This window comes from Opitutus sp. sgz309028, assembly GCF_059821195.1.
Window position 1 is genome coordinate 932,417 of sequence record NZ_JCAMRR010000001.1, and the last position, 24,200, is coordinate 956,616.

Genomic DNA, 24,200 nt, shown 5'->3' on the forward strand with positions numbered 1-24,200 from the left:
ACGCCTCGTGCGCGCACCCATGCATGGCCGGCGATGCAGCCCGGACAGTGAGCAAGGTTTTCCCCAATGCCATGCGGCACGCGCATGGCCGCGTCGCGGCCGACGCAGTGGGCGCGGAGCTGCGCAGGCGGTATGTTGAGCCCATGAAATCGACCACCCTCCCCGCCTCAAAAACGAAGACCGCGCGTTCCCGTCCGATCGCCCCCGGCGCGTCCGTCGGACACGTCCACCTGAAAGTCGCGGATCTCGAGCGGGCGATCGCCTTTTATCGCGACGTGCTCGGGTTCGAGGTCACGGACCGCTTCGGCCGCAACGCCGCTTTCCTGTCGGCCGGCGGCTACCATCATCACATCGGCCTCAACACCTGGGAGAGCGAGGGCGGCCCGCCTCCACCTCCGGGCACCACCGGGCTTTACCACGCCGCGATCCTTTATCCTACCCGCGTCGATCTCGCGCACGCCCTGCGCCGGCTGCTCGCGCACGGCATCCGCCTCGACGGCGCGTCCGATCACGGAGTGAGCGAGGCGATTTATCTCCGCGATCCGGATGGCAACGGACTCGAACTCTACTGGGACCGCCCGCGCGAGCAATGGCCGCGCAAGGCGGACGGCAGCGTCGCGATGTTCACGGCGGCGCTGAACCTCGATTCGCTCCTCGCCGAACACTGAGCGGGCGGGCGTTCGGCGGCCAGCGGGGCGAGACCCTGCCGGCGCCGCCGGAGCTCATGCGTGTCGCGCATGCCGGTGGCTTGCGTTCGTTTTTTCCCGGATCAGCATTGGCGTCGTGAACCTCGACCTGCTCCGCTCGTTTTTCGCGATCTCCGAGTTCGGCAGCATGAGCCGGGCGGCGGAGCAGTTGCACGTTTCGCAGTCGACGCTCACCCGGCAAATGCAGGCGCTCGAGACGGAGATCGGCGGCCAGTTGCTGGAACGCAGTCCCCTCGGCGTGGCGTTGACCGCCGCGGGCCACGCGTTGCTCGAGGGCATGCGCCCCGTCGTCGCCAAGGCCGATATCGTGATCTCCGAGACGCGCAAACTCGCGCGCGGCCAAAGCGCCTCGATGCGAATCGGGTATATCATGTCAGCGGCCGGCGAATACCTGAACCCGGCACTCGCGTCGCTGCGGCGCTCTCATCCCGAAACCAAGGTGCACCTCGTCGACCTTTCCCCCGGCGCCCAGATCGCCGCGCTGCGACGGGGCGAGCTGGATGTCGTGCTGCTGGGCAACATCAACGCCGCGATCGCCCGCGAATTTTTCGTGCGCCGGATCGCGACGTTTCCCGTCGTGGTCGCGCTGCCCGTCACCCACCCGCTGGCGGCGGGCGACGACATTGCGCTCGCCGACTTGCGCCAGGAGATGTTCGTCGGCGCGCATCCCGAAGATATCCCGGGTTTCAACAACTGGGTCATCCAGATCTGCCGCCGCGGCGGCTTCCGGCCGAAGTTCGTCGAGAATGCCGACAGCCTCGCGCATACGCTCGCGCTGCTCGTCGCCGACCACGCCATCACGCTGCTGCCGGGGTTGATGGAGGACCGCAACGTCCCCGGCGTCACGTTCCGCCGCTTGCGCGGCACGACCGCCAAATGGGAGCTGCAGGTGGCGTGGCATCGCGGCAAGATCACCGAGCCGGTCCGCGAGCTGGTGAACTTGTTGACGCGGGACCGCGCCTCCGGCTGAGGGGCGCCGCCGCGCGCGGGCCGCGGGCGGTCATGCGGGACGCGCATAGCTCCGTTTCCCCCGCCGCAGTAGCCACCGGTTTCCGTCGATGGTAGGGTTACGTCATGAATTCGACGTTGTTTCACCATCGATCCCACCTGGTCTCTGCATCGACGGCGCGACCCACCGCCGCATTCGACGACACCGTCACTCGCAAGGCGCTGGAGCGCTGGGAAAACGAGGGCGGCCGGATCCCCGAGTTGTTCGAACGAAACCATGCCTCCGCCTCCGGTCCCCGGAAACCGGCCGAGGCGTGACGCCGCCCACCGTGACCGCCGGCGCCTTCCGGCTTGAGGGTTGCGCCGGTCGGCGCCACGCCGTCATTTCTCTTTTTCCTCACGACGCGGGGACGACCCCGCCTCTCTCACGACAATGCAGGGACGACCCTGGAGGATTTTTACGTTATGGCATGGGTCGTTCTGATCGTTGCGAGTCTGTTTGAAATTGGCTGGGCCACCGGCCTGAAGTTCACCGCAGGTTTCACGCGTTTGTGGCCCACCGCGGGCACCGTGGCGGCGTTGATCGCCAGCGTCGCATTGCTGGGCCTGGCGGCCAGGTCGCTGCCCATCGGGACGGTTTACGCGGTCTGGACCGGAATCGGGGCGGCGGGCACCGTCGTCTGCGGCATCGCCTTTTTTCACGAGCCGGCGACCGTCGCCCGGCTCGTCTGCGTCGGGCTCATCCTCGCGGGCGTGATCGGACTCAAGCTCACCGCGTCATGAGGCCCGGCGGCCGCGTCACAGCCAGCGTCTGTATTTGAAGATAAGATACGGCACGACGCCGGAAACGAGCATCATGAGCAGCGCGAGGGGATAGCCCCATGGCCAGTGCAACTCGGGCATGTACTTGAAGTTCATGCCGTAGATGCTCGCCACCAGCGTCGGCGGCAGCAACACGACCGCGAGCACGGAGAAGAGTTTGATGATCTTGTTCTGCTCGCTGTTGATGGTGTTCTGGTCGCTGTTGATCAGACCCAGGGTCGCATCGAGGATGAAGGTCACCTTGCTCGAGACGAAGTTGGCGTGATCCGCGAGCGCAATGACGTCCTTGCCGGTGATGCGCCAGTGCTCGTCTACCTGCTCCTGGTTCAAGCCTCCGCAGGTCTCGGTGAAGAAGCCGTGCACCCGCCGGAGACTCACCAGGCTCTCGCGCGCATTCGCGGTGCGGTTGGCGTTCTGACCGATGCGCTTCAACAGCGCCCGGTAATCGGTGGCGTCAGGCGCGCGGCGCTCGCTCATGAAAATGAGAGTGGAGAGATCGTTCAGATCGCCGGCGACATACTCGAGGATATCGGCGATGCGATCGACGACCTCGTCGAACAAACCCAGGAAAACCTTCTGTGCGGTCTGGAACGCTTCCGGGTTGCGCTCATACCGCAGCGCGAAACTCCTGAACGGCGTCGGCTCGTCGAAACGAAGCGTCACCAGCCGTCCCCGGCGGTAAGCGAACGTGACGGGCGTCGTGATCGGATTCGGATTGGCCGCCCGCACCATGACGGTCGCCGTCATGAACAGCGCCTGATCGTCGATATAAAGGCGGCTCGAGACTTCGATTTCCTGCGCCTCGTTCCGCGTCGGCAATGACAGTTCTTCGCCGTCCTCGATGGCCTTGATTTCCTCGGGGGTCGGATCGAACAGGTCGATCCAGAGGACTTCCGGCCAGGTTCCGGCCGACAGGTCGCTGGCGCGAACAGTTCGAACGCCTTTCGGGCTGTAGAGGGTGATCATGGGAAAACACGTTTCATCCGCGAAGGTGCCCCATCTCGAGCCAATCGAAAAAACGTTCCGGCTTCACCAAATCCTCCAGGATGTGTGGCACTGAATGCTCGAGGGCTCGCACGTCGCCAATTGGCGCGACGCTCTCGAGCCACAGGCGAAAGGCTGTAACACAGATGTGGAGGTGCCTGAAATTTTTCCGCGCGTCAACGCGTCGTCTTCGAGCAGGCGAGTCGGAATGAGGATCTGGCATTTGGGCAAGAGCCTGTCTCTTCGAGGCGGGGAGTTAGCGAGCCAAATGATGAAATGAGCGCCGCCTCCGCCCACCCCGTTCGCTTGTGTTTCCCCGCACCAAAATTGCGGTTTCTCTCAAAGCTGGGCTGCCGTCAGGCGGGCGAGAGCACCGGCAATGATGAGCCAGGCCACCGCCAACGTCGTCCCGTCAAAGGTCCCTAGAAAGAACCACGACGCGTCGCTTGTAAGGTCATTCGCGAACGGAACGATCGCATTTGGCGGTGGGCATCCTCCGCAACTCCATGAACAACATCCTTTCCGGGCTCGTGGCAGCCCCTTTCACCCCTTTTCAGCCAGACGGCAGCCTTGCGCTGGGCGTCGTCCCGCAACTCGCGTCGGTGCTCGAGCGCAATGGCGTCAGCGGTGCGTTCGTCTGCGGCACCACGGGCGAAGGTTGCAGCCTCACGCTCGCCGAACGGTTTCGGCTCGCCGAGGCCTGGCGGGAAGCCGCCCGCCCACAAGCCCTCAAACTCGTCGTGCACGTGGGCCATCTCAGCCTCGGCGACGCGTGCGCCCTTGCCCGTCACGCCCAGGAAATCGGCGCCGACGCGATCGCGACCATCGCGCCGAGCTTCTTCAGACCCGCGCGCGCCGACGAACTCGTCGCCTGGTGCGCCGCCGTCGCCGACGCGGCGCCGAATCTTCCCTTCTACTACTATCACATGCCGTCCATGACCGGCGTTTCGATCAAGGCGGCGGATTTCCTGCGCCACGCGGACGGCAAAATCCGAACCCTCGCGGGCGTGAAGTTCACCCACGAAGACCTCGACGATTATCGCGCGGCCCGCGCTTTCGGGAACGGGAAATACGCCGTGCTTTTCGGTCGCGACGAGATCCTGCTGTCGGGCCTGGAGCTCGGCGCCACCGGCGCCGTCGGCAGCACCTACAACTACGCCGCCCCGCTGTATCGTCGCCTCATGAGCGCGCACGTCGCCGGCGACGCGCCCACCGCGCGCGCCGAACAGTCGAAGGCACAGGCTTTCATCGAGGTGATGAACTCGGCCGGCGGATTGCCCGCCGGCAAAGCCATCATGGCTTTGATCGGCATCGATTGCGGCCCGGTGCGACTTCCGCTGCGCCAGCTCACGACGGAGGAGATGGCGCAGCTTCGCCGCGGACTCACGGACGTCGGGTTCTTCGACTTCGCGAGCCGCGTGTGACGCGCCACGATCCGGCCCGCCGAGATCGCCCGCAGCCATGAAGCATTCGTCGAAACTCATCCTTCTTTTCTCGCTTCCGCTCGTCATGAGCTCGATCGCTCCGGCCAGTCCCTCGCTCGAATGGCAGCCGCTGCCCGCCATCCCCGACCCGATCGGCTTTGCCGGCAGTTTCACGGGGGTGAGCGCGGAGGCGCTGATCGTCGCGGGCGGAGCAAACTTTCCCGATCGACCGCCATGGGAGGGCGGAACCAAAACCTGGCACGATCAGGTATTCGCCCTGGCGCCCGGCAGCGCTGCTTGGAAAGCCGCCGGACGCCTTCCGCAGGCCAACGGTTACGGTATCAGCCTCACCGTCGACGACGGCGTCGCGCTGATCGGCGGCGGCGATGCCTCGCGAAATTTCGCGGAGGTGTGGCTCGCGCGCTACGACCACGGCAAGGTCACCTTCACCGCGTGGCCGAAACTTCCCATGCCGCTGGCGATGGCCGCCGGCGCGCTCGTCGGTCGCACGATCTATGTCGCGGGCGGTATCGACGATCCGGATGCGACGCGAACCCAGCGCGGTGTTTACGCGCTCGATCTCGACAACCTCGATACGGGTTGGAAAACGCTCGATCCCCTGCCCGGTTCCGGCCGCATGCTCGCCGTCGCCGGCGCCCACAACGGCTCCTTTTACCTTTTCGCCGGCACCGATCTCGCGCCCGACGCCAACGGCAAACCCGCACGGAAACGCCTGCGCGACGCCTGGCGGTTCACACCGGGCGTCGGCTGGAAACAACTTGCCGATCTCCCGCGCCTCGCCGTCGCGGCGCCGTCGCCCGCACCGGTGGTCGGGGGCGCGCTGCTCGTGCTCGGCGGCGACGACGGCCTGCATGTCTCTACGCCTCCCGATCGGCATCCTGGTTTCGCGCGCGACGTGCTCGCCTACGCGCCGGAGAGCGATCGTTGGGCGCAGCTCGGCGAGCTGCCGTTTTCACTTGTAACGACGAGCACCACGCGATGGCGACAGCGGATCATCGTGCCGGGCGGAGAAACGCGTCCGGGCATTCGTTCCGTCGACGTCTGGAGCGGCGAACTTCGGTAACGCTTGTTTATGCGAATCACTTTCTCCCGCGCGTGGCTGGCGGTCGGGCTGCTCTGGGTCGTTGCTTTGCTCAACTACCTCGACCGGCTAATGATCACCACCATGCGCGATCCGCTGAAGGCGGACATCGCGATGACTGACGCGCAATTCGGGTTGCTGACGTCGGCGTTTCTCTGGATCTACGGCATCTGCAGTCCGTTCGGCGGCTTTCTCGCCGACCGTTTCAGCCGCCGCTGGGTGATCATCGGCAGTCTCTTCATCTGGTCAGCCGTCACCTGGATGACCGGCCACATGCACAGCTTCGGCGGACTCCTCGCTGCACGTGCCCTGATGGGGCTGAGCGAAGCCTGCTACATTCCCGCCGCGCTCGCGCTGATCGCCGATTACCATCCGGGGCCGACGCGTTCGCTCGCGACCGGCCTGCACATGAGCGGCGCCTATGCGGGCGCGGCCTTGGGCGGGGTGGGCGGCATCCTCGCCGAGCTGTATGGCTGGCGCGCCGGTTTTCACCTCTTTGGCCTGATCGGCGTGGTCTACGCCGTGATCGTGTGGGCTCTCCTTCGCGATGCGACCGTCGCGCCGCAGAACGACGCACGCGAGGCCGGGCAATCGGGCGCCTCGCGCCCGTCCGTCCACGCGGCCGTTTCCGCGCTCTTCCGCCAGCCGGCGTTTCTCATGCTCCTCGCAATCAACGCCCTCGTCGGCACCGCCAACTGGGGCATTTACGGCTGGCTGCCGACGTATCTGCGGGAGCACTTCAGCCTCGGGTTGGGCGCCGCGGGCATCACCGCGACCGGTTATATCCAGATTGCGTCCTTCCTCGGCGTGCTGGTTGGCGGCATCTGGGCCGACCGCTGGAGTCGCCGCCAGCCGCGAGCGCGTGCCTGGGTGCCGGCGATCGGCTACTGCGTCGTCGCGCCATGCCTGTTCGTCAGCGTCTCCACCGACCTGCTCCCTCTGGCCGTCGCGGGCCTGATCGTCTTCGGACTCGGTCGCGGATTCTTCGACGCGAATCACATGCCGATCCTGCGCTCGATCGCCGACCAGCGCTACAGCGCGACCGGCTACGGCATCCTGAATTTCGTGAGCTGCATCACCGGCGGCATCCTGATCTACGTCGGCGGCTGGCTGATGGATGCGCAGGTCGATCTCTCGCGAGTGTTCCAGTTCTCCGCTCTCGGCCTCCTCGCCGTGGGCCTGATGCTCCTGGCGATGAAACCGCGCTCGCAACCGTGAGCGCGGGGTCCGCCGCGACGCCCCGTCTTCAGCGAACGGCAGACGCACCGGGACGGAGATCGATCTGAAAGGGAGCCGAAGGCAGTCCGGCGTCATTGAACAACGCAGCGGAGGGATTATTGGCCCAAGCGTGCCGCGCGACGACGGGCATAAATCAGAAACAAGCCGGCCACTGCTCGCCACCGCCCCGTCGCGGATCAGCGGCCGGGTTCGGCGACCGCAAATCGCGCGAAGGTGATCTTCTCGTAGGGACGCGTTTCACCCCGCTCGTAAAGGCAGCCCGCGCCGGCCTCGCCAAGCGAAACCAGACACGAATACGCCGCCGGACCTTCGTGCAACCGGTGCAGCGTCCGCCACGTCACGCCGCGGTCGGCGCTCAGCCGCACCGTGAGTTGGTGGCGTTTTTTCTCGTCCGCTGGATTCGAGAACAACAGCACGGTGCCGTCCGCCGAAAGCGCGGATGGATGACGAACGATGCTCGCCTGGCACACGGGCTCGATCAGAACGGGCGAAGGTTTCGGGTCGCTCCACGTTTCGCCGCCGTCCTGGCTAAGCGATTCCAACCGCCGATTTACGCCGCGGCTCGAGCGGATGTTCATGAGCAAGGTGCCCTTCCCGTCCGGCAATTCGACGACCTGGCATTCGTTCGCCGACGGCCGGATGACTCCGCCAAGCCGCCAGGTGCGACCGTGGTCGTCCGAATAAATGGCATGCGATCCCGACCGGTGTTTACCGGCATCCGGCAAATCGTAGCTGTGATCGCACGGAATCACCAGTCGTCCGGCATGCTCGCCCTCGCGAATCTGAATGCCCACGCCCGGCCCGGTCGCATACCAGCCCCAGGCGGGATCCTTCGTGGTCGCCGTGATTTCTGCCGGTGCACTCCAGGTTGCGCCGTGATCGTCCGAACGCGAAACCCAGACCGTGCGCGTGCCGACGCTGCGATGCGCGTGGATGTCGGCTTCCTTGTCCTCGCCGCGATTGTGCGTCAGCAGGAGCCAGAGCACGCCCGTGGTTTCATCGAGCACCGGACAGGGATTACCGCAGGTGTTGCCGCCATCGTCCCACACGAGTTGCGCCGCGCCCCAGGTCCGTCCGTCGTCGGTCGAACGTTTCATCAGCAGATCGATGTCGCCGGTATCGGAGCCGGAATTTTTGCGCCCCTCGCAAAACGCCAGCAGGTCGCCGTTGGCCGCCCGGATCACGGCAGGAATGCGATAGGTGTGATAGCCGTCCGTTCCGGAAACGAAGACATCGGTTTGTTCGATTTTCGCTTCCACCGGGACCGGCGCCGGAGCTGCAGCGGCGCCGAGGCACGTGGCGACAGCAGTCGAGCCCAGCGCAAAACAGAGCAGAGGTTTGAGCAGGTTCATCATGGGAAAACGGCAGGTGAGCTGGGGTTCACTGTAGCAATGGCGCCACGACCGTCCGCGAGATCGCGTAACCAGCGGCATTCATGTGCAGTCAATCGGACTGCAAGAGTTCGCCGCGCGGCTGAGGCTCAGAACGACGACAATGGCGAAGGCCTTCGCCGTCATCTAGGACCGCGGCAGCAGTGCCGCCATTTCCTGGATACGTGTGACCTGCGCCGGATCCGCGGCCAGGTTGACGGACTCGAACGATTCGTCGCCGTGGTATTCGTAAAGCTCGCGCGCGACGACGTCCTGCGTGCCAAACCGGCGCCATTCCACATAGCGATGATCTTTGGTCCGCACCGCGTAGCCCATGAACCTGGGTTGTTCGCGATACATCCACGGCCGCGGGAACTGGCTGAACGCCGCCGCACGTCCCGCGGCCTCCGGATGACCGATGTTCGCCGCGAAGCTGCGGCCCTCGAGCTTTTCTCGTACCGGCAAACCGCACAGCTCGACCAGGGTCGGATAAACATCGAGCAGTTCGACGATCGCATCCGTGCGGGCACCCTGCCGGCGATCGTCGGGCGTCGCCACGATCAACGGCACACGCGTATCCGCCTCGTAGTTCGTCGTCTTCGCCCACAACCCATGCTCGCCGAGGTGATAGCCATGATCGCCCCAGACGATCACGATCGTGTTCTTCGCGAAACCGGTGCGCTCGAGCGCGGCGAGCACCCGCCCGATCTGCGCGTCGGCAAAGGTGGTCGCGGCATAATAGCCGCGACGCAGCGTCGCGATCTCCGCGGGCGTCCACGGTTTCCCCGCCTTCGGCTGGTCCGTGTAGCCGCGCAACTCCACCGATTCGTGCAACGCGAGCTCCGGCGCGCCCGCCGGCGCTGCCGGCTGCGCGACCGGAGGGATCTGCACCTTGTCGTAAAGATCCCAATACTTTTTCGGCGCCGTGAACGGCAGGTGCGGCTTGCGGATGCCGACCGCGAGGAAGAAAGGTCGGCGTCCGCCTTCACGGCCCAGTTCCTCGAGCGCGGCAACGGCGCCGGAAGCGGTCATGCCATCCGGATACGCATCGTCAGGCGCATCGACGAACTCGGTGGCAGCCGCCTTGTTCTGCTGGCCATTTTTCCGCGGAGTGCGATTTTCCGGCAGCCGATAGTCCTCGCGCTTGGAGATGCTCTCGACCTCCGCCGGCACGCTCCACGACTGCGGATCGGGCAGGCCGTCGTGATAGATCTTCCCGAACGAACGGGCGAAGTAGCCATTGCGCTTGAAATGCTCCGGCAGCGGCACCGCATCGGGCGCGGTGGCGCGAAACATCGTCCGCAGATCCCACACACGGATCGTATCGGGACGCCGCCCCGTGAGCAGCGACTGACGGGACGGTCCGCACACCGCCTGCTGCGTATAGGCCCGCGCGAACAACGTGCCGCGAGCCGCAAGCCGGTCCAGGTTCGGCGTGATCGCGACCGGATCGCCATAGCAACCGAGCGTCGGTCGCAGATCGTCGACCGCGATGAACAGGACGTTGGGAGGGGTGGACTCGATCGCCGCGACACCAGCCAACGGCGTGACGAATCCGAGAAACAGCCAAGTCGCGAGGTTCATGAGGGAATTGGAGAGCAGAGGACGAAAGACGCCGGACCGAAGCCGAAGGTCGCAGGTTGCGTCAAAACCGCACCCGCGCCGAAACCCGCCACTCGCGACCCGGATCGATCGTCGCACGATCCCACGCCGCGAGGTAGTAGAGGTCCGTGCGGTCGAAGACATTCTTGACGCTGAGCGCGATGTCGTAGGCGAAGCGGCTGCCGGCGGGACGGAATTTGTAGGCGACGCCGAGATCGAAACGCCACACGGCGGGCAATGGTCCCCAGTCGGGCTCGCCCCGGCCGGAAGTCGAGGTCAGGAGACGCTCGCCCGTGTAGATCGAACCGACGGTGAAGCTCAATCCCTTGAGTTTCCCGCTGGAGAAGTTGAAGCGGTTGACCATCGAGAAGCGGTAACGCGGAGCCAGGTCGATGCCGGTGCCGGTGCGCTCGTCGCGGGCATCGGTATCGGCGAAGTTCGCCATGATCAGCCATCCATCTGCCACGCGTCCGTTCAGGCCGAATTCGACGCCGGTGCTGCGCTGACCGCTGCGCTGGATGTAGTAATCCTCGCGCGACGGATCCGGGACGGTCACGTTGTCCTGCAGCAGATCGAAATAGCTCACGAGACCCGAAATGCGGCCGCGGAGCAGCGTGAACCGCAGGCCGACCTCCTTCTGGTTGCCTTCCTCCGGATCGAGCGCCGAACCGTCGGGCTGGGTGCGAAACTCGGGTTCGAAGGAATTGTTGAGATTGCCGTAGAGGCTCAGCGTCTGGCTCGCGTTGAGGTGCACCACCGCGCCGAGGCTTTGCGTCGTGCCCTCCGCTTCGGTCCGCACCGTCGCCGGAGCCGGGTTCCGGACTTTGTTCGGGAACGTGCCGGTGAGCCAGTTCGTGCTGCGGCGCTCGAACTCCGTGTGGCGCACCCCGGCCGAGACGTAGACGCGATCCTGCGCGAAGGAAAAGACGTCATTGAAATAATAGTCCTGACTCGTGAGATAGGTTTTCGTCTCGGCATCGGCGTAGAGCGGCGGACGATCGGCAATCGCTGGCAGCCGCGGCTCCGCGCCGCGATTGAAGATGTTGATCGGCAGCAGCAGATTCTTGTTGTAGCCGGCGAGATTCGGGTTCGCCAGGAACTCGGCATAGGTGAGATCAGGAAAGGAGTTGAACCGCTTGCCGGACTGCGCGATCGTCAGCTTGCCCGGGCCGGTCAGCGCGGCTCCGGTCAGGCCGCCGTAGTTACGCGACGAGGCGTAATTCAGGTTGAGGTCATACTGCTCGGTCCAGGCGTGGCCCAGGAGCGCGCGGCGCTGCAGCGGACCCGTCCGGACTTTCCAGATGAGTTCATTGCGCGTGCGGTAGTTCTCGACGTCGCGATTCAGCTCCCGCCAACTGCGCGACGTCAACGCCGTGTCCTCGAGAATCGTCAGCGACTCCGGTGAGCCGAAGGTCTCCACGAACTGCTGATCCTTCGACTCCATCTGGAACTGCGAGCGGAACTGGAGGTTCTCGGTGAACGCGTGCCGCAGGTCGACCGAGGTCACCCGCCGCCACACGTGACGGAAATCCTCCGGACTGTTCCACTGCGTGTCGCGCGGGATGACGCGATAGATTCCGTCGCCGGTCGTGATGCCGATCGGATCGCCCGCATGCACCGGCGTCGCCCAGCCACCGGGGCGGTTGGTGAAACTGTAGAAATATTCCAGAATCAACTTCGTGTTCGGACCGATGTCCCACCGCAGCGAGGGAGCGATCACGTCCTCCTCGAGACGTGTGTGAAACCAGTTGTAGCCGCGACCGTAGACACCGTTGACGCGCGCCATGACCTTGCCTCCGAAAACAGGCAGCGGCGTGTTTGCGTCGATCTCCGTGCGGATCGAGCTGTATTCGCTGAAGATCATCCGGGCGTTGGCGAATGCGTTCGGCCGCGGCTGCTTCGTGATGCGATTGATGATGCCGCCATAGCCGCCCGCACCGTAGAGCACGGCCGCCGGTCCGCGGATCACCTCGACGCGTTCAATGTTGGCCAGCGGCTGCGAACCGAAGCCCGATGTCTGTGCGAAGCCGTTGAGGAAGTTGCTCCCCGGATTCGAGAAGCCGCGCATCAGGAAATTGTCGTTCTCGTTCGTCTTCACGGTGGCGGCCTCGTAGGCGAGCAACTCGGAAGTATCGGTGGCGAGCAGGTCCTCGATGAACTGCTGGTTGAAGATCGTCACGTTCATCGGGATGTTCTCGATGGGCGTGTCCATGCGGGTGGCCTCCGCGGCGTTCGTGGAAAGGTAGCCGATATCGGAGTTCGTCGTGACTTCGAAGACCGACAGCACGACCGGCTCGTCGTGCTTCGGCTTTTCCGGATCCTTGGGGGCGGACGGCGCAGTCTGGGCGTGGAGCAAAACGGTGACGCCGAACGAAGCGGCGAGCGCGAACGGACGAAGGGACGGATTCAGTTTCATCGGTAGGGGAATGCTGGGGGTCGTCGAGGGGTTCGGCTGGCGGCACCTGCCCGCAGCCGTTGGTCGTGACTCTGCTATGGTCCGGCGACAGCCGATGAAATGCCGGACAGGTGGTGCCATCTCCAGACCACTTCGGCTGCTCCGATCTTCAGTTGCTGGCATCCCCTCTGCCGGGACGGCTCCAGACTTTCCGGATCCCCCGTAGCAGAAAATTGGATATACCGTCATCTCGGCAGCGTCAGGTCGCCGATGAACGGCACACGCGAGGAACTCCGATCAACTGGGCACTCCCGCAATCGACTCGCCGCGGATGAACTCCGGCATCAATCGCACGGTCGGTCGCGACACCACGCGCCCCTCCATCAATTCGTGAACCACCTCCAGCAGTGACTTCGACAACGCCCGCGGATTGACCGCGTAGCGCGCCGGCAGCGGCATGAGAAAAGAAAGAAAAGGATCCTCGTCGCGGGAAATCACCGACACCTGTTGCGGCACGCGCACGCCAACTTGCGCCAGCCGGCTGACGACCGTTAAATAATGGTAGGCGTTGGCCACCAACAGCGCCGTCGGCGGCGACGAAGACCCCATCAATCGCCGCAGCGCATGGGCGATTCCCACGACTGTTCCGTCGTGACGGCTGATCACCCCCTCCGCCGCCGCTGCACGGGCGCGTTGCACTCCTTCCATGAATCCGGCCTCGCTTTCGATGTCACCCGCCAGCTTCGACTGGCCAATCATCAGCGCGAGCCGCCGATGTCCGAGCCCGACCAGCGTGCCGGCTGCATGGCGACACATTGCACGGTGATCCAAATCCCGCGATGGCAGGTCCAGCCCGGCGTGCACCGAACCGGCGACCACGCAGCAGAGGCGACGGTCGCTGAACCACCGCTGGATCGCCTCGTTCGACAGCGTCAGAATCCAGCAGCCGCGATCATGCTGGGCAACGAGCTTCTCCAGCGCCGGCCCCGGCGTGCGGCGAAAATACTGGCGACCGTGAAATACGTGCAGCCGGCAACCATGCTCGCTGAGCAGCGCCCGCAATTCATCGATCCACAACGTTTGCGTCGGTCGCAAGTGTTCGAGCGGCTCCGGCGAAAGCAGGCCGACGTCGCGCGACGGCACCCTTTTCCGCGCCGCCCGGCGGTTGCTCTTCAGCGCAATCCGATTGCCCGCCCCATGCATCGAACGAATGACACGGTCGCGCTTCAGCTGCACCAGCGCTGCCCGCAGCGTGTTGCGACTCACCTGCAGGCTTTGGCACAGCGCGCGTTCGCTCGGCAGCCAGTCGTCCCACGCGCCTCTTTCGATCTCCGTGCGAAGATAGGCGGCCGTCTGACTGACAAGGGAGAGGCGCTGGGGTATGCCGGTCACGTGGGCTGCGAAGAAAAGCGATCTGCTCTCCCAGGCAATCCCCTTCTCGCCTGCAGCGCCCCGCACGAAAAACGCGCGTGAATGCAACGCATCCATCCGTGGAAGCGAGACCGCAGGAACTCCGCATCTATGGTCACCGCAACCCCGCCACCCATGCTCGCCTTTCTCTTCCTGGCAGCTCTCACGCCCGCTTCCTCCTTCGATCTCGCAACTCACGAACGCCCTCGCGTGCTTCGACTCGCGGATGCCGCACTGGACGCCGAGGTGCGGACGATCACGTCCGTCGTCAATCCACGCAGCGCCGGCGGCCCGCACGATTTCTCCTCCGATGGCGATTATTGGTGGCCGGATCCCGCGAATCCTTCCGGCCCCTACATCGCCCGCGACGGACTCAGCAACCCGGACAACTTCGTCGCCCACCGCGAGCTGATGATGACGATGGCCGGCCACGTTGGAGCGCTCGCCACCGCCTACCGGCTCACGGGCGAGGAGCGCTACGCCGCCGCCGCGGTGCGGCACCTCCACGCCTGGTTCGCTGCGCCGGAAACGCGGATGAATCCGTTCCTGCTCTACGCCCAGGCCGTGCGGGGCCGGTCGACCGGACGCCGTATCGGTCTCATCGATACGCTGCATCTGGTGGAGCCCGCGCTGGCGGTGCTCGCCCTGCGGGGCTCCGCGTCGCTCACGCCGGAAACGGACGCCGCGATCACGGACTGGTTTCGTCGCTACGGCGAGTGGCTGCGCACGCATCCGTTCGGCATCGAGGAGAGCCAGTCACGCACGAATCACAGCACCTGCTCGACACTGCAGGTCGCGTGCTTCGCCCGCGTCTCCGGCGACGAATCCGCGCTCGCCGAATGCCGTCGGCGTTTCCGCGAAATGCATCTCGGCACCCAGATGGCGCTGGACGGCAGCTTCCCGGAAGAACTGCTGCGGACGAAGCCCTACGGCTACTCGCTGTTCCATCTCGACGTGCTCGCCGGCCTCGCCGTCGTGCTCTCGACGCCTGACGAAGATCTCGTGCGCTATCGCCGACCCGATGGCCGCGGCGTCCTGCCCGGCATCGCATGGCTCGCGCCTTTCGTGGCCGACAAAAACGCGTGGCTCGCCTCGGTCCATCGTTACGTCCCTTCGCCCACGGGGCCGGTGCGCAGCGAAGCGTTCGTTCGCCCCGACGTCCTCTACTGGTCCGACTGGCCGGTGCGGCAGCCCTTTCTCCTCTTCGGCGCACTCGCGGCCGGCCGCCAGGACTGGCTCGAATTATGGCAACGTCTCGACGCGGATCCCAGCGAACCCGAGATCGTGCGCAACTTCCCCATCCGCCAACCCCTGCTCTGGCACCCCGCGCCTTAACGAGAATACCTCCACGCGCGCTGGGCGCCGGGGAGCGCACCGCTTTTCGACAACGCCGGCGCCCCAACAGAGTGTCATACATTATATGACACTCTGTTGGGGCTCTTTGCAGCGGGTCGTGTGACGCGGGGGGACCATTGGAAGCGTTGCAACATGGGCTGTGGTAGAGGCGGGCGTTTCTCCAAATGTCTGCGTCACAACGCTTGCAAGGCGGCGCCGCTGACCAGTGCAGGGTCGCTCGCATAGTCCCGCGCCGCCCCGGCACCGGCCGGTGGCTTCCCACCCCAAACAACATGCACCTCCCGTCGTTGGCTTCGTCCCGAAGCCTCCTCGTCTCGCTGGCTGCCTCAGCCATGCTCTCCACCGGCCTTTCCGGCCAAGTGGTTTCCGAAGCCGCCAACGTTACCTCCGCGAAGGACGATCCCGTGGTCCTGTCGCCTTTCACCATCACGGCCAACACGCACGGCTACCGCGCGCTCAACTCCATCACGGCCACCGGCATCAACGCCGACATCCTCGACACGCCGATCGCCATCAACGTCGTCACCGAGGAGTTTCTGGCCGACACCGCCGCGCAGGAGCTGCGCCAGGCGCTCAACTTCGTGCCGGGCGTCCGCACCGCCGAAGACAACGAGAGCCGGTTTCGCGTCCGCGGCTTCACCGCCCTCGCCGCGCTGCGCAACGGACACTTCCGCCGCCAGCTCTTTCCCACCTGGAACATCGATCGTGTCGAGGTGATCAAGGGCGCAAGCGCGATCTTCCACGGCAGCAACCGGCCGGGCGGTATCATCAATTACATTACGCGCAAACCGACCTTCGCGGAGTTCGGCGAGGTGAAGCTCCTGTTTGGCTCCGATCAACGCTATCGCGCCGAGTTCGACTACACGGCGCCGGTCGGCGACAAGTTTGCCTATCGCATCGGCGCCGGCGCCTACACCGCGGAGGGCTTCCGCGATTTCTGGCACGATCGCGGCAACTACGTCGGCAGTTCGCTCACGTTCCGCCCGTCGGAACGGGTCGAGATCACCCTGGATTACGAACACATTTTCCAAAACATCTCCGACCAGCAGAGCACCTACCTGTTTGTCACGAACGACCAGCAGGACCTTGCCCGCATCTATCCGTCCGGCGATCCGGAGGGTTTTCGCTACAATCTTGGCGGCCCGGATTCGTTCCGGGATTACACGTCCTCGACCGTCGACCTCGATGTGCGGGTGCAACTGTCGCAGAATTTCCACTACCGGCTCGAGGCCAACGGCGCCGAGGACAACTTCCGCGTGCTGCGCACGCAGGGCACGCGCGAGAATGCCGGGGCCAATGCCGGCACCGTCGCGATCCGCTTCGGCGACTTCGCCAATTATCGCGACTCGTGGGACATCAAGAACACGGTGATGGGCAACTTCGCCACCGGCGCGTTGAAGCACACGCTGATGATCGGTCACCAGTCGAACGAAGTCCGGCAACGCACGCCCGGCTTCGGCCGAAAGAACGGCCGCCAGGGTCCGCAGTTCAACTACAACCCGGCCACCGGCGCGTTCCCCCAGTTCCCGACCATGGCGCCGCAGTATCCGCTCCGCGGCTGGGAGCTGCTCGAAAAGATCGGCAACCGCACCGGCGACGGCCCGTGGAACGACAACCGCCGCATCAAGGAAAGCTCCAACGCCTTCTACGTCATCGATTCGATCAGCCTGTTCGCCGACCGCCTGAAACTCGTCGGCGGCGCGCGCTATAATCTGCTCCGGCAGACGCTCCACTGGGACAGCCTGCCGGCGGTCAATCCTTCCGACAACATCCACCAAACTCGCGTCACACCGCAGGCCGGCGTGCTCTACAAGCTCAACCGCCACTTCTCCGCCTTCGCCTCCTACAGCGAATCGCTCGAGCCGCAAAACGCGCTCGACGCCGACGGCAACGCGGCGGGACCGATCGAGGGCCGCGGCTATGAACTCGGACTCAAGACCGACGCTTTCGATGGCCGAGTCTCCGGCACCATTTCGGTTTTCGAGGTGGAGCGTTCCAACACCGCGACGCGCGACACCGCGCGCGAAATTCGCGAGGGCCGCGATCCGTTCTACTTCTTCGGTAACACCGAAACGTCCCGCGGCCTCGAGGCCGACTTCGTCACGAGCCCCGTGCGCAATGTCCAGGTCCTGCTGTCCTATGCGTGGATGTGGACGCGCGAGACCACCGCCGCGCAGGATCCCGCGCGCATCGGCACGATCTTCGAACAAACACCGGAGCACGCGCTGAATCTCTGGGCCAAATACATCCGCACGACCGGCAAGTGGGCCGGCCTGGAGCTCGGCGGCGGTGTGCGCTGGGACAGCGGTTATCTCGTGAGTCCGCTGATCGAGACGGACGCGAGTTATCGCCTCGACGCGCTGATTCGTTATCCGGTTTCGATCTTCGGCCGCAAAATCGCCGTCTCGCTCAACGTGAATAATCTGACGAACGAACGGAATCTCGGCGGCAGCATCAACTGGACGAATCCGCGCGAATATTTCCTGACCCTGCGCACGAAGTTCTGAACTTCACCGGGCCGGCTCGTGACCACAGCCTGCCCGCGTTTGCTTTCTCCGCGACTGCGGGAGCCGCCGCGGCGCGCCGCGGCTCCCGCGGCCGAACACCTGCCGGGCATCCCGTTTTTATTTCGCGAAGTTTGCAACGCATGCAGCGGCCCACCATTGGCCTTGTCGCCGTCCGGCCTTCGAGTTTTTGCACCCCGTATTTTTGCTCCCCGTGCGCTTCCTCTCCCGCCTCCTTGTCCCCTTCGTTCCCCTGCTGGCTTTGAGCGTCGCCCTTTCGCCCGCCGGAGCTTCCCCCGAGCTCTCCCCGCGCGCACGCGATCTGGTCGCCGACGCCGCGCGTCTGTTCGACGCGCTCTGGGATGCGCGCGCCGGACTGCTGTGGAACAACGAAAAACACGAGAGCCACGGCGTGCGCGCCTCCTCGTGGTATGTCCTCGGCCTCATGGCGCGCGATCAGCCCGGCGATCGGGAACGCGCGCTCGCTGCGCTCCGCGCCGTCCTCGCGCAACAAATCGACGCGCCCGGCGCCCCGTGGGACGGCACGTTCTACCGCACGGCGGAGGAAGCGCAGCCGCGCCACGACGCCAAGATCTGGCACGATTACGATCCCAACTGGCGCCAGTTCATCGGCAGCGCCTTTGCGCTGCTGCTCCTGGAATATGAAGACCGCATCCCGGTCGCGGATCGCGAGGCGATCGAACGCAGCCTCGAACGCGCCGTCAGCGGTGAACTGCAACACGGCCGCCTGCGTCCGTCCTACACCAACATCGCGCTCATGCATGGCTTCCTCCAAGGCTACGCCGGCCAGCGGCTGAACCGGCCCGATTGGGTTCGCGCGAGCGAAACCTGGATCAAGGCCGTGCATGCGGAGTTCGCTCCGCACCAGTCATTCGACGAGTTCAATTCGCCCACCTATTACGGCGTCGATCTCTACGGCCTCGCACTGCTGCGCCGTCACGGTGCGACGCCGCTCCTGCGCCAACGCGGCGCGGAGATGGAAGCAGCGCTCTGGCGTGACATCGCGAAGTTTTATCACGCGGATTTGCACAACCTCGCCGGGCCGTTCGATCGCACCTACGGCATGGACCTGCAGCGTTACGTATCGCTCACCGGCGTCTGGTTGCGGCTCGCGTTGCCGCTGGACGAAGTGCCGCTGCCGCCGCTCGCCACGAAAATGGATCATGGTCGCGATTTCCTCTTCGGACCTTGTTTTGCGCTACTGGGCGCCGAGATCCCGGCCGACGCGCTCCCGCACTTCACGCAATTTTCCGGCGAGCGTCTGCTCCGCCGGCCGATCGCCGACGGCAAACGCATCGCGACCGCGTGGCTCGGCCGCGACCTCATGATCGGCGCCGAACACACCGGACTCTCGCGCGAGGCTCGTGGTCCGACCGGACAATTTCGTCCCGCGACGATTCATTGGCGCGCGGGCCCCGACACGCTCGGTTGGATCGCACTGATCCAGTCGCCGCGAGTCGACGCCGAAGCCGCCGCGCATGCGCTGTCGATCCGCGCAATCGGCGACAGCACGTTCCGCATCTCGGTGCCCGGAGTCGCGGTGGAGAAGATCGCCCGCCAACACTGGGCGTTGCCCGGGCTCAAGGTGCAGATCGACGACGACGCGCTCGGATTCTCCGCACAGGCAGGCGACGGTTTCGTCGACGTCACCTACCGTGGCGCCACGCGTCTCCTGCTCCGCCCGCGGATCGTCACTTCCCTTTCGCTATGAGACTATTCCGCTTCCTGTTACTCCCGCTTTGTCTGGCCGCGGTCGGCCACGCGCGGTCCTTCGATTCCGAATACCAGCTGCTGCGGACGCTGCCGGCCGATTTGTTTCAATCGCTGACCAGCACGACCGGCGAGCCCGACGCGAACGGCCTCGTCGGAGCGCACCGCAAACACAACGCGTGGTATGCGGCGGGCAAGCAGCGCAGCGGTTGCTGGCATTTGATCGGCGCCGTCGTCGCTGGCGACCAGGCGCGCGCGTCCGCGCTCGCGCTGGCGGCCAAGGTTTTCTCACCGGGAAAGGACGCGTCTTGACTCCCGGCGACGCCCTCCCGGTCCGCACGCTCGTCGCGGCGGACTACCTCGCCCTCGCCCTGTTTTTCTCCGCCAATCTCGGCATCGGCTGGTGGTGCGCGCGCCGGCGACGGTCAGGCGGCGACTTCTTCCTGGCCAACAACCGCGTCGTCTGGTGGGCCGCCGGTATCAGTTTTTTCGCGACGGGTGCCAGCAGCATCAGCTTCATGGCGCTGCCGGCGAAGACATTTCAGACCGACTGGCTGGTCTTCGGCTCCGGGCCGGCGCAATCGCTGGCTGGTCTCGTGGTCGGCTTGTTTTTCGTCGGACTGCTGCGCCGGCTGCGGCTCGTCACGATCTTCGATTATCTCGAACGGCGCTTCAGCCGGCCGGTGCGACTCCTCGGCGCCGGTCTCGCGGTGTTGATGAAAGTCTGCGGCCGCATGAGCGTCGTGATGCTGCTCCCGGCCCTCGCGCTGGCGACCGTGACGGGACTCAACGTTTACCTGAGCATCCTCCTGATGGGCGTCGTCACCACGATCTACGCGATGGAAGGCGGCTTCGAAGCGGTGGTGTGGACCGACGTCTTGCAGGTGAGCGTGACGTTCGGCGGCGTGGCTCTCGCGATCGCGTTCATGGCGCAGGGCATCGAGGGCGGCCTCGCCGGCATCATCCGCGAAGGCACCGCGGCGGGAAAATTCGAAATGGTCTCCTGGTCGCTCGACCCCTCGCAGCCGACCGTGTGGGTCTTCATCGGCATGTTTCTCGGTTCGGTGTTCACCCAGGTCGCCGATCAGCCGTTGATGCAGCGCGCACTCGCCACGACCGACGAGCAGGCGGCGAAACACACCGTGATTCTCGGCACGTTGATCGGCATCCCGAGCACGATCATCTTCTTCTTTGTCGGCACGGCATTGTGGGTGTTCTACCAAGCGCATCCGGAGCGGTTGTCCTCGGCGCTGCCGAACGACGCGATCTTCCCCTATTTTATCGCGAATGAGATGCCGCACGGGATCGTCGGACTCGTGATCGCGGCGCTGTTCGCCGCCGCGATGGGCGCGCTCTCGAGCGCCCTCAACTCGTCAGCCGCGATGATCGCGACTGATTTCATCGAAACGAAGGATCGGCCGCGCACCGATCAACAGCGCGCCCGCACGGCCCGTCTCACGACCGTGATCGCCGGCGCGCTCGGCACGGCGATGGCGGCGTTCATCGCCTCGCTGCACGTGCCGTCGCTCTGGGACCAGTATTTGAAACTCCTCGCGCTGATCGGCGGCGGATTTCCCGGCGTTTTCGGTCTGGGCCTGTTGACGCGTCGGGCCAACGCGCCCGGCGTGCTCACCGGAGCGGTCGCCAGCATCGCGGTGACCTGGTGGGTGCAAACTTACACGACGCTCAGTGTCTTCCTGCACGCGTTCATCGCGATCGCCACCTGCATGCTGATCGGCTACGTCGCGAGCCTCGTCTTCGGCCGGCGGCCCGAGCCGGCGTCCCTCCGCGGCCTGACGCTCTGGGACCTGAAGTCCGGGAAATAAAAGGTCGGGGCGGCCGTCCCGGCCGCCCTGAGTTTCGCGAGCGCCCGTGGTTGCGGGCGAAAAGATCCGGCCAGCGCGCGTCCAACGACGGCGCGTGCGGACACACGCCTCACCTTATTTTCTGCACGGGCGGCCGTGTGACCGTGTCTATTTGACGCCGCCGAACCGCCGGTAGCCGCGGACGCAACACGCGCCGGCGGACGGTTGCGCCCAGGGCGCCCCGGCGGCGCTGAACAGGACGCCGCGGGCCGCCGCCTGCGCCACTAGCGTATCCAGATTCTTGATCTGATGAAACGTGCCCATCGCATCGGACTCGGCGTCGACATGCCAGGTCGCCACACCGTGGATCGGGAAATGCTCGTGCAGCGCGTTGATCACGCGGGTGTGTTCGCGCGCCATCTCCGGCGTCACGATGAACCCCTCGCCAGTTTCGATCCGGCTCAACGTGGAATCGAGCACCTGCAGCCGGGTATCGAGCTGGTCGGGAACCGACAAAGTTTCGCTGGCTGCCCCGGGACGCTCGATGGTGTAGGTGCGTTCGTAGAGCCAGGTGATCGCGCCGCGATCGCCGATCAGCTTCACCTCGGGCACGAATTCCTCGCGACCGGCATGCGTGCCGTAGAACAGAATCTCCACGCCCTCGTGGGTCAGCACGCGCAGGCTGGCGGTGTCGAAACTCTCGATCGGACCGGCGCGATAAAGCTCCGCATCCAGCTCCACGGGCTCCGCCACTCCGCGCGGCGTGCGTGCGGCCCAGAACAGCGCCAGCATGAGGAAGTGCGCGAAGGCATTGCTCACGGGCGAGTCGAGCACCCAGGCCCCGTCGACCTGCAGTCGGCCGGCCCAGAGATTGCGCGAGTAATAACTCGACGACCGCGGCCATTGCCCGATCACGACGACGCGCCGCAACGCGCCGATTTCGCCCGCCAGCACGCGGCGCTTGATATCATGCGCGGCGGGCACGTAAAGGTCCTGAAACCCGACGGCCACGACGCGCTGGGCGGCGTCGCGCGCGGCGACGATGGCGTCGACGTCCTGCAGCGTCGGCGCGATCGGCTTTTCAACGAGCACGTGCGCGCCGGCGCGGAGTCCCGCGATCGTCATCGGCGCATGCCATTGAATGCCGGTCGGCAGCAGCAACAGGTCGATCGAGCCGGCGAGCGCCGTCATCATCTCCTCGAACGACGCGAAAACGGGCACGCGCTGGCGGGCCAGGCGGCGGCACACCGCCTGTTGCTCGGACGCGTTGATCACGGTCGCGCCGACCAGCTGCAGGCGGCCGAGCAGCGTCTGCTCCATCGCCATCAGCAGGTGCCAGCGGCCGTAGCCGGAGACTCCCACGAGCGCAGCGCGAATCATGCAGCGCGCCCTCCCGGCCGGCCCCGCCGCCAGCCCGCCGGCGCATCCGGCCTGACCTGTATCCGTTTTTCTCTCACACGTCGGAAACGGGCCGCCTCGGTCATTGGGCGGCCAGCAACTCCGCTCCTGCGAGGAGCACCACGCCCGGTCCATGCAGGTCGTCGTCGGGCCGCTGGCGGTGGATGTAATAGTCGAGATCGAGTCCGATGTTCGTGCCCTGGCAGGTGCCCTTCACGACGCCCTCCGGGGTGACGTTGCCACAGACGCCCTCGAACGCGCGCCGGGCCATCGGAAGATACGAGGCGTCGATCCAGCCGCGGTTCACCGCGCGGGCGATGCTGTAGGCAAACATCGCCGAGCAGGAGGTCTCCTCCCACAGCTCGGCCCGGTCGAGCACCTGGCGCCAGAGCCCGGAGCCGGCCTGCAACGGTTTCAAACCGTCGATGTGCCGGCGAAGAATCGACAGCAACGCAGGCCGGTCCGGGTGGTTTTCGGGCATCGCCGAAAGCACCTCCACCGTGGCCACCATTGCCCAGCCGTTCGCACGGCCCCATTTCCACGGCGACGCTTTCTTTGCGGTCTCGAAATACGCGTGATACCAGAGGCCGTCCTCATCCTGCAGTCGCGACGCCATCTCGATGATGTTGTGCGCGGCGTCGGTCAGGTGACGGCCGTCGCCCGTGAACTGCGCCCAGCGCGCGAGGAACGGGCAGGCCATGTAAAGGTCGTCGATCCAGAGCGTGCCGGGCGGCATCCGCTCGGCCACGTCGGTGCGGTCGGGCCGCCACACGGTGCCGTCGGCGAGACGGAACTGCCGGTTGACAATCCAGTCGGCGACGCGCGCGATGACCGCCCGCTGTTCGGGTGTATCCGTGTCCGGATGACGCAACCGCTCCTCCAGCATCTCGACGCCCATCGCGCCGCAGAAATCGAGGTTGCCCAGCAACATCAGCCGCCGCAGCGGCGTGTTGCGGTCGTCGCGCACGAACGCGTCCCACGCCGCCGAATGTCCGTCCTTCTCGCCGACAGCGGCGAACCACGCGTAGTAGCGGCCGACGATGCGGTTGTGCTCCCGCACGAAGTCGAGCACCGCCCGGTCGCCGAGCGCCGCGCCGGCGCGTTGCATTCCGTAGATCGTGACACCCCACGGGTAGGTCCACTGCATGCCCTCGGGCGGTCGTGCCCGACGCGCGGCGGCCAGATCGGCGCCCGCCGGATATTCGCCGTCGCGCAGCGGGCGGACATGATGATGCGCCACGCGCCGGAGCACTTCGCGAATGGAGGCGTCCGTGCGACCGGAAAGATCGACCTCCGTCGCCGCCGACAAGGCGGGACCGACGGCGGAAAGACCGAGCGTGAGGAAAAGCCGGCAGAAGGTGCGGCGGCCGGAGCCAAAGGGGTAAGCCATAGCGGGAAAGAGT

19 protein-coding genes are annotated in these 24,200 nt (G+C 65.6%); 12 read left to right on the top strand and 7 right to left on the bottom strand.

Going from position 1 to position 24,200, the window contains the following annotated elements:
• The first annotated feature begins 143 nt into the window (after positions 1–143).
• The 4 genes from AC6RV7_RS03465 to AC6RV7_RS03480 all read left to right on the top strand — a co-directional run bounded on the left by AC6RV7_RS03465 (position 144) and on the right by AC6RV7_RS03480 (position 2,438).
• The gene (locus tag AC6RV7_RS03465) at positions 144–668 is read left to right on the top strand and encodes a VOC family protein (protein WP_500092508.1); all 525 of its coding nucleotides are present in this window, start codon (positions 144–146) and stop codon (positions 666–668) included.
• Between the two features lie 115 nt (positions 669–783).
• The gene (locus tag AC6RV7_RS03470; RefSeq protein WP_500092509.1) at positions 784–1,677 is read left to right on the top strand and encodes a LysR substrate-binding domain-containing protein; all 894 of its coding nucleotides are present in this window, start codon (positions 784–786) and stop codon (positions 1,675–1,677) included.
• A 104-nt stretch (positions 1,678–1,781) separates the two neighbouring features.
• Positions 1,782–1,973 carry a hypothetical protein gene (locus AC6RV7_RS03475; RefSeq protein ID WP_500092510.1) on the top strand — a complete coding sequence of 64 codons (192 nt, stop codon included), beginning with the start codon at positions 1,782–1,784 and terminating at the stop codon, positions 1,971–1,973.
• A 147-nt stretch (positions 1,974–2,120) separates the two neighbouring features.
• Complete coding sequence (locus AC6RV7_RS03480) at positions 2,121–2,438, top strand: DMT family transporter (RefSeq protein WP_500092511.1); 318 nt, start codon at positions 2,121–2,123, stop codon at positions 2,436–2,438.
• 15 nt (positions 2,439–2,453) lie between these two features.
• On the opposite strand, the gene AC6RV7_RS03485 is transcribed toward AC6RV7_RS03480, so the two are convergent.
• Entirely contained in the window at positions 2,454–3,443 is a 990-nt protein-coding gene (locus AC6RV7_RS03485) for a magnesium transporter CorA family protein (RefSeq protein WP_500092512.1), read from the bottom strand.
• Between the two features lie 524 nt (positions 3,444–3,967).
• Between AC6RV7_RS03485 and AC6RV7_RS03490 the strand changes: the two genes are divergently transcribed.
• From AC6RV7_RS03490 to AC6RV7_RS03500, 3 genes are all read left to right on the top strand, one after another.
• Positions 3,968–4,885: a dihydrodipicolinate synthase family protein gene (locus AC6RV7_RS03490; protein ID WP_500092513.1), complete on the top strand. Its 918-nt coding sequence runs from the start codon at positions 3,968–3,970 to the stop codon at positions 4,883–4,885.
• Between the two features lie 85 nt (positions 4,886–4,970).
• Positions 4,971–5,969 carry a galactose oxidase gene (locus AC6RV7_RS03495; RefSeq protein WP_500092514.1) on the top strand — a complete coding sequence of 333 codons (999 nt, stop codon included), beginning with the start codon at positions 4,971–4,973 and terminating at the stop codon, positions 5,967–5,969.
• A 9-nt stretch (positions 5,970–5,978) separates the two neighbouring features.
• Positions 5,979–7,205 carry an MFS transporter gene (locus AC6RV7_RS03500; RefSeq protein ID WP_500092515.1) on the top strand — a complete coding sequence of 409 codons (1,227 nt, stop codon included), beginning with the start codon at positions 5,979–5,981 and terminating at the stop codon, positions 7,203–7,205.
• A 197-nt stretch (positions 7,206–7,402) separates the two neighbouring features.
• Here the strand turns inward: AC6RV7_RS03500 and AC6RV7_RS03505 are convergent, their stop codons facing one another.
• The 4 genes from AC6RV7_RS03505 to AC6RV7_RS03520 form a co-directional block, all read right to left on the bottom strand.
• Positions 7,403–8,581 (bottom strand): sialidase family protein, encoded by a 1,179-nt coding sequence (locus AC6RV7_RS03505; protein WP_500092516.1) that lies wholly within the window; start codon positions 8,579–8,581, stop codon positions 7,403–7,405.
• A 162-nt stretch (positions 8,582–8,743) separates the two neighbouring features.
• Positions 8,744–10,180, bottom strand: coding sequence for a sulfatase (locus AC6RV7_RS03510; protein ID WP_500092517.1), 1,437 nt, complete (start codon positions 10,178–10,180; stop codon positions 8,744–8,746).
• 61 nt (positions 10,181–10,241) lie between these two features.
• Complete coding sequence (locus AC6RV7_RS03515; protein WP_500092518.1) at positions 10,242–12,614, bottom strand: TonB-dependent siderophore receptor; 2,373 nt, start codon at positions 12,612–12,614, stop codon at positions 10,242–10,244.
• Between the two features lie 276 nt (positions 12,615–12,890).
• Entirely contained in the window at positions 12,891–14,201 is a 1,311-nt protein-coding gene (locus AC6RV7_RS03520) for a substrate-binding domain-containing protein (RefSeq protein ID WP_500092519.1), read from the bottom strand.
• A 12-nt stretch (positions 14,202–14,213) separates the two neighbouring features.
• Here AC6RV7_RS03520 and AC6RV7_RS03525 point away from each other — a divergent pair, with 12 nt between their 5' ends.
• From AC6RV7_RS03525 to AC6RV7_RS03545, 5 genes are all read left to right on the top strand, one after another.
• A complete protein-coding gene (locus tag AC6RV7_RS03525) occupies positions 14,214–15,338 on the top strand; it encodes an alginate lyase family protein (RefSeq protein WP_500092520.1) in 1,125 nt (374 codons plus the stop codon).
• Between the two features lie 353 nt (positions 15,339–15,691).
• Entirely contained in the window at positions 15,692–17,866 is a 2,175-nt protein-coding gene (locus AC6RV7_RS03530) for a TonB-dependent siderophore receptor (protein ID WP_500092521.1), read from the top strand.
• A 211-nt stretch (positions 17,867–18,077) separates the two neighbouring features.
• Positions 18,078–19,595: a DUF8769 domain-containing protein gene (locus AC6RV7_RS03535; protein WP_500092522.1), complete on the top strand. Its 1,518-nt coding sequence runs from the start codon at positions 18,078–18,080 to the stop codon at positions 19,593–19,595.
• On the top strand, positions 19,592–19,906 hold the full coding sequence (locus tag AC6RV7_RS03540) for a hypothetical protein (protein WP_500092523.1): 315 nt from the start codon (positions 19,592–19,594) through the stop codon (positions 19,904–19,906). Before AC6RV7_RS03535 ends, AC6RV7_RS03540 begins: the two co-directional genes overlap by 4 nt.
• On the top strand, positions 19,903–21,420 hold the full coding sequence (locus AC6RV7_RS03545; RefSeq protein ID WP_500092524.1) for a sodium:solute symporter family protein: 1,518 nt from the start codon (positions 19,903–19,905) through the stop codon (positions 21,418–21,420). Before AC6RV7_RS03540 ends, AC6RV7_RS03545 begins: the two co-directional genes overlap by 4 nt.
• Before the next feature lie 147 nt (positions 21,421–21,567).
• On the opposite strand, the gene AC6RV7_RS03550 is transcribed toward AC6RV7_RS03545, so the two are convergent.
• A complete protein-coding gene (locus tag AC6RV7_RS03550; protein ID WP_500092525.1) occupies positions 21,568–22,779 on the bottom strand; it encodes a Gfo/Idh/MocA family protein in 1,212 nt (403 codons plus the stop codon).
• Positions 22,780–22,879: 100 nt separating this feature from the next.
• Entirely contained in the window at positions 22,880–24,187 is a 1,308-nt protein-coding gene (locus AC6RV7_RS03555) for a glycoside hydrolase family 88/105 protein (protein WP_500092526.1), read from the bottom strand.
• Between the last annotated feature and the right edge of the window lie 13 nt (positions 24,188–24,200).

Coding starts and splice junctions, on each gene's coding strand:
- AC6RV7_RS03465 (WP_500092508.1), top strand. CDS start 144: ATGAAATCGACCACCCTCCCCGCCTCAAAAACGAAGACCGCGCGTTCC.
- AC6RV7_RS03475 (WP_500092510.1), top strand. CDS start 1,782: ATGAATTCGACGTTGTTTCACCATCGATCCCACCTGGTCTCTGCATCG.
- AC6RV7_RS03480 (WP_500092511.1), top strand. CDS start 2,121: ATGGCATGGGTCGTTCTGATCGTTGCGAGTCTGTTTGAAATTGGCTGG.
- AC6RV7_RS03485 (WP_500092512.1), bottom strand. CDS start 3,443: ATGATCACCCTCTACAGCCCGAAAGGCGTTCGAACTGTTCGCGCCAGC.
- AC6RV7_RS03490 (WP_500092513.1), top strand. CDS start 3,968: ATGAACAACATCCTTTCCGGGCTCGTGGCAGCCCCTTTCACCCCTTTT.
- AC6RV7_RS03495 (WP_500092514.1), top strand. CDS start 4,971: ATGAGCTCGATCGCTCCGGCCAGTCCCTCGCTCGAATGGCAGCCGCTG.
- AC6RV7_RS03500 (WP_500092515.1), top strand. CDS start 5,979: ATGCGAATCACTTTCTCCCGCGCGTGGCTGGCGGTCGGGCTGCTCTGG.
- AC6RV7_RS03505 (WP_500092516.1), bottom strand. CDS start 8,581: ATGATGAACCTGCTCAAACCTCTGCTCTGTTTTGCGCTGGGCTCGACT.
- AC6RV7_RS03510 (WP_500092517.1), bottom strand. CDS start 10,180: ATGAACCTCGCGACTTGGCTGTTTCTCGGATTCGTCACGCCGTTGGCT.
- AC6RV7_RS03515 (WP_500092518.1), bottom strand. CDS start 12,614: ATGAAACTGAATCCGTCCCTTCGTCCGTTCGCGCTCGCCGCTTCGTTC.
- AC6RV7_RS03530 (WP_500092521.1), top strand. CDS start 15,692: ATGCTCTCCACCGGCCTTTCCGGCCAAGTGGTTTCCGAAGCCGCCAAC.
- AC6RV7_RS03540 (WP_500092523.1), top strand. CDS start 19,592: ATGAGACTATTCCGCTTCCTGTTACTCCCGCTTTGTCTGGCCGCGGTC.
- AC6RV7_RS03550 (WP_500092525.1), bottom strand. CDS start 22,779: ATGATTCGCGCTGCGCTCGTGGGAGTCTCCGGCTACGGCCGCTGGCAC.
- AC6RV7_RS03555 (WP_500092526.1), bottom strand. CDS start 24,187: ATGGCTTACCCCTTTGGCTCCGGCCGCCGCACCTTCTGCCGGCTTTTC.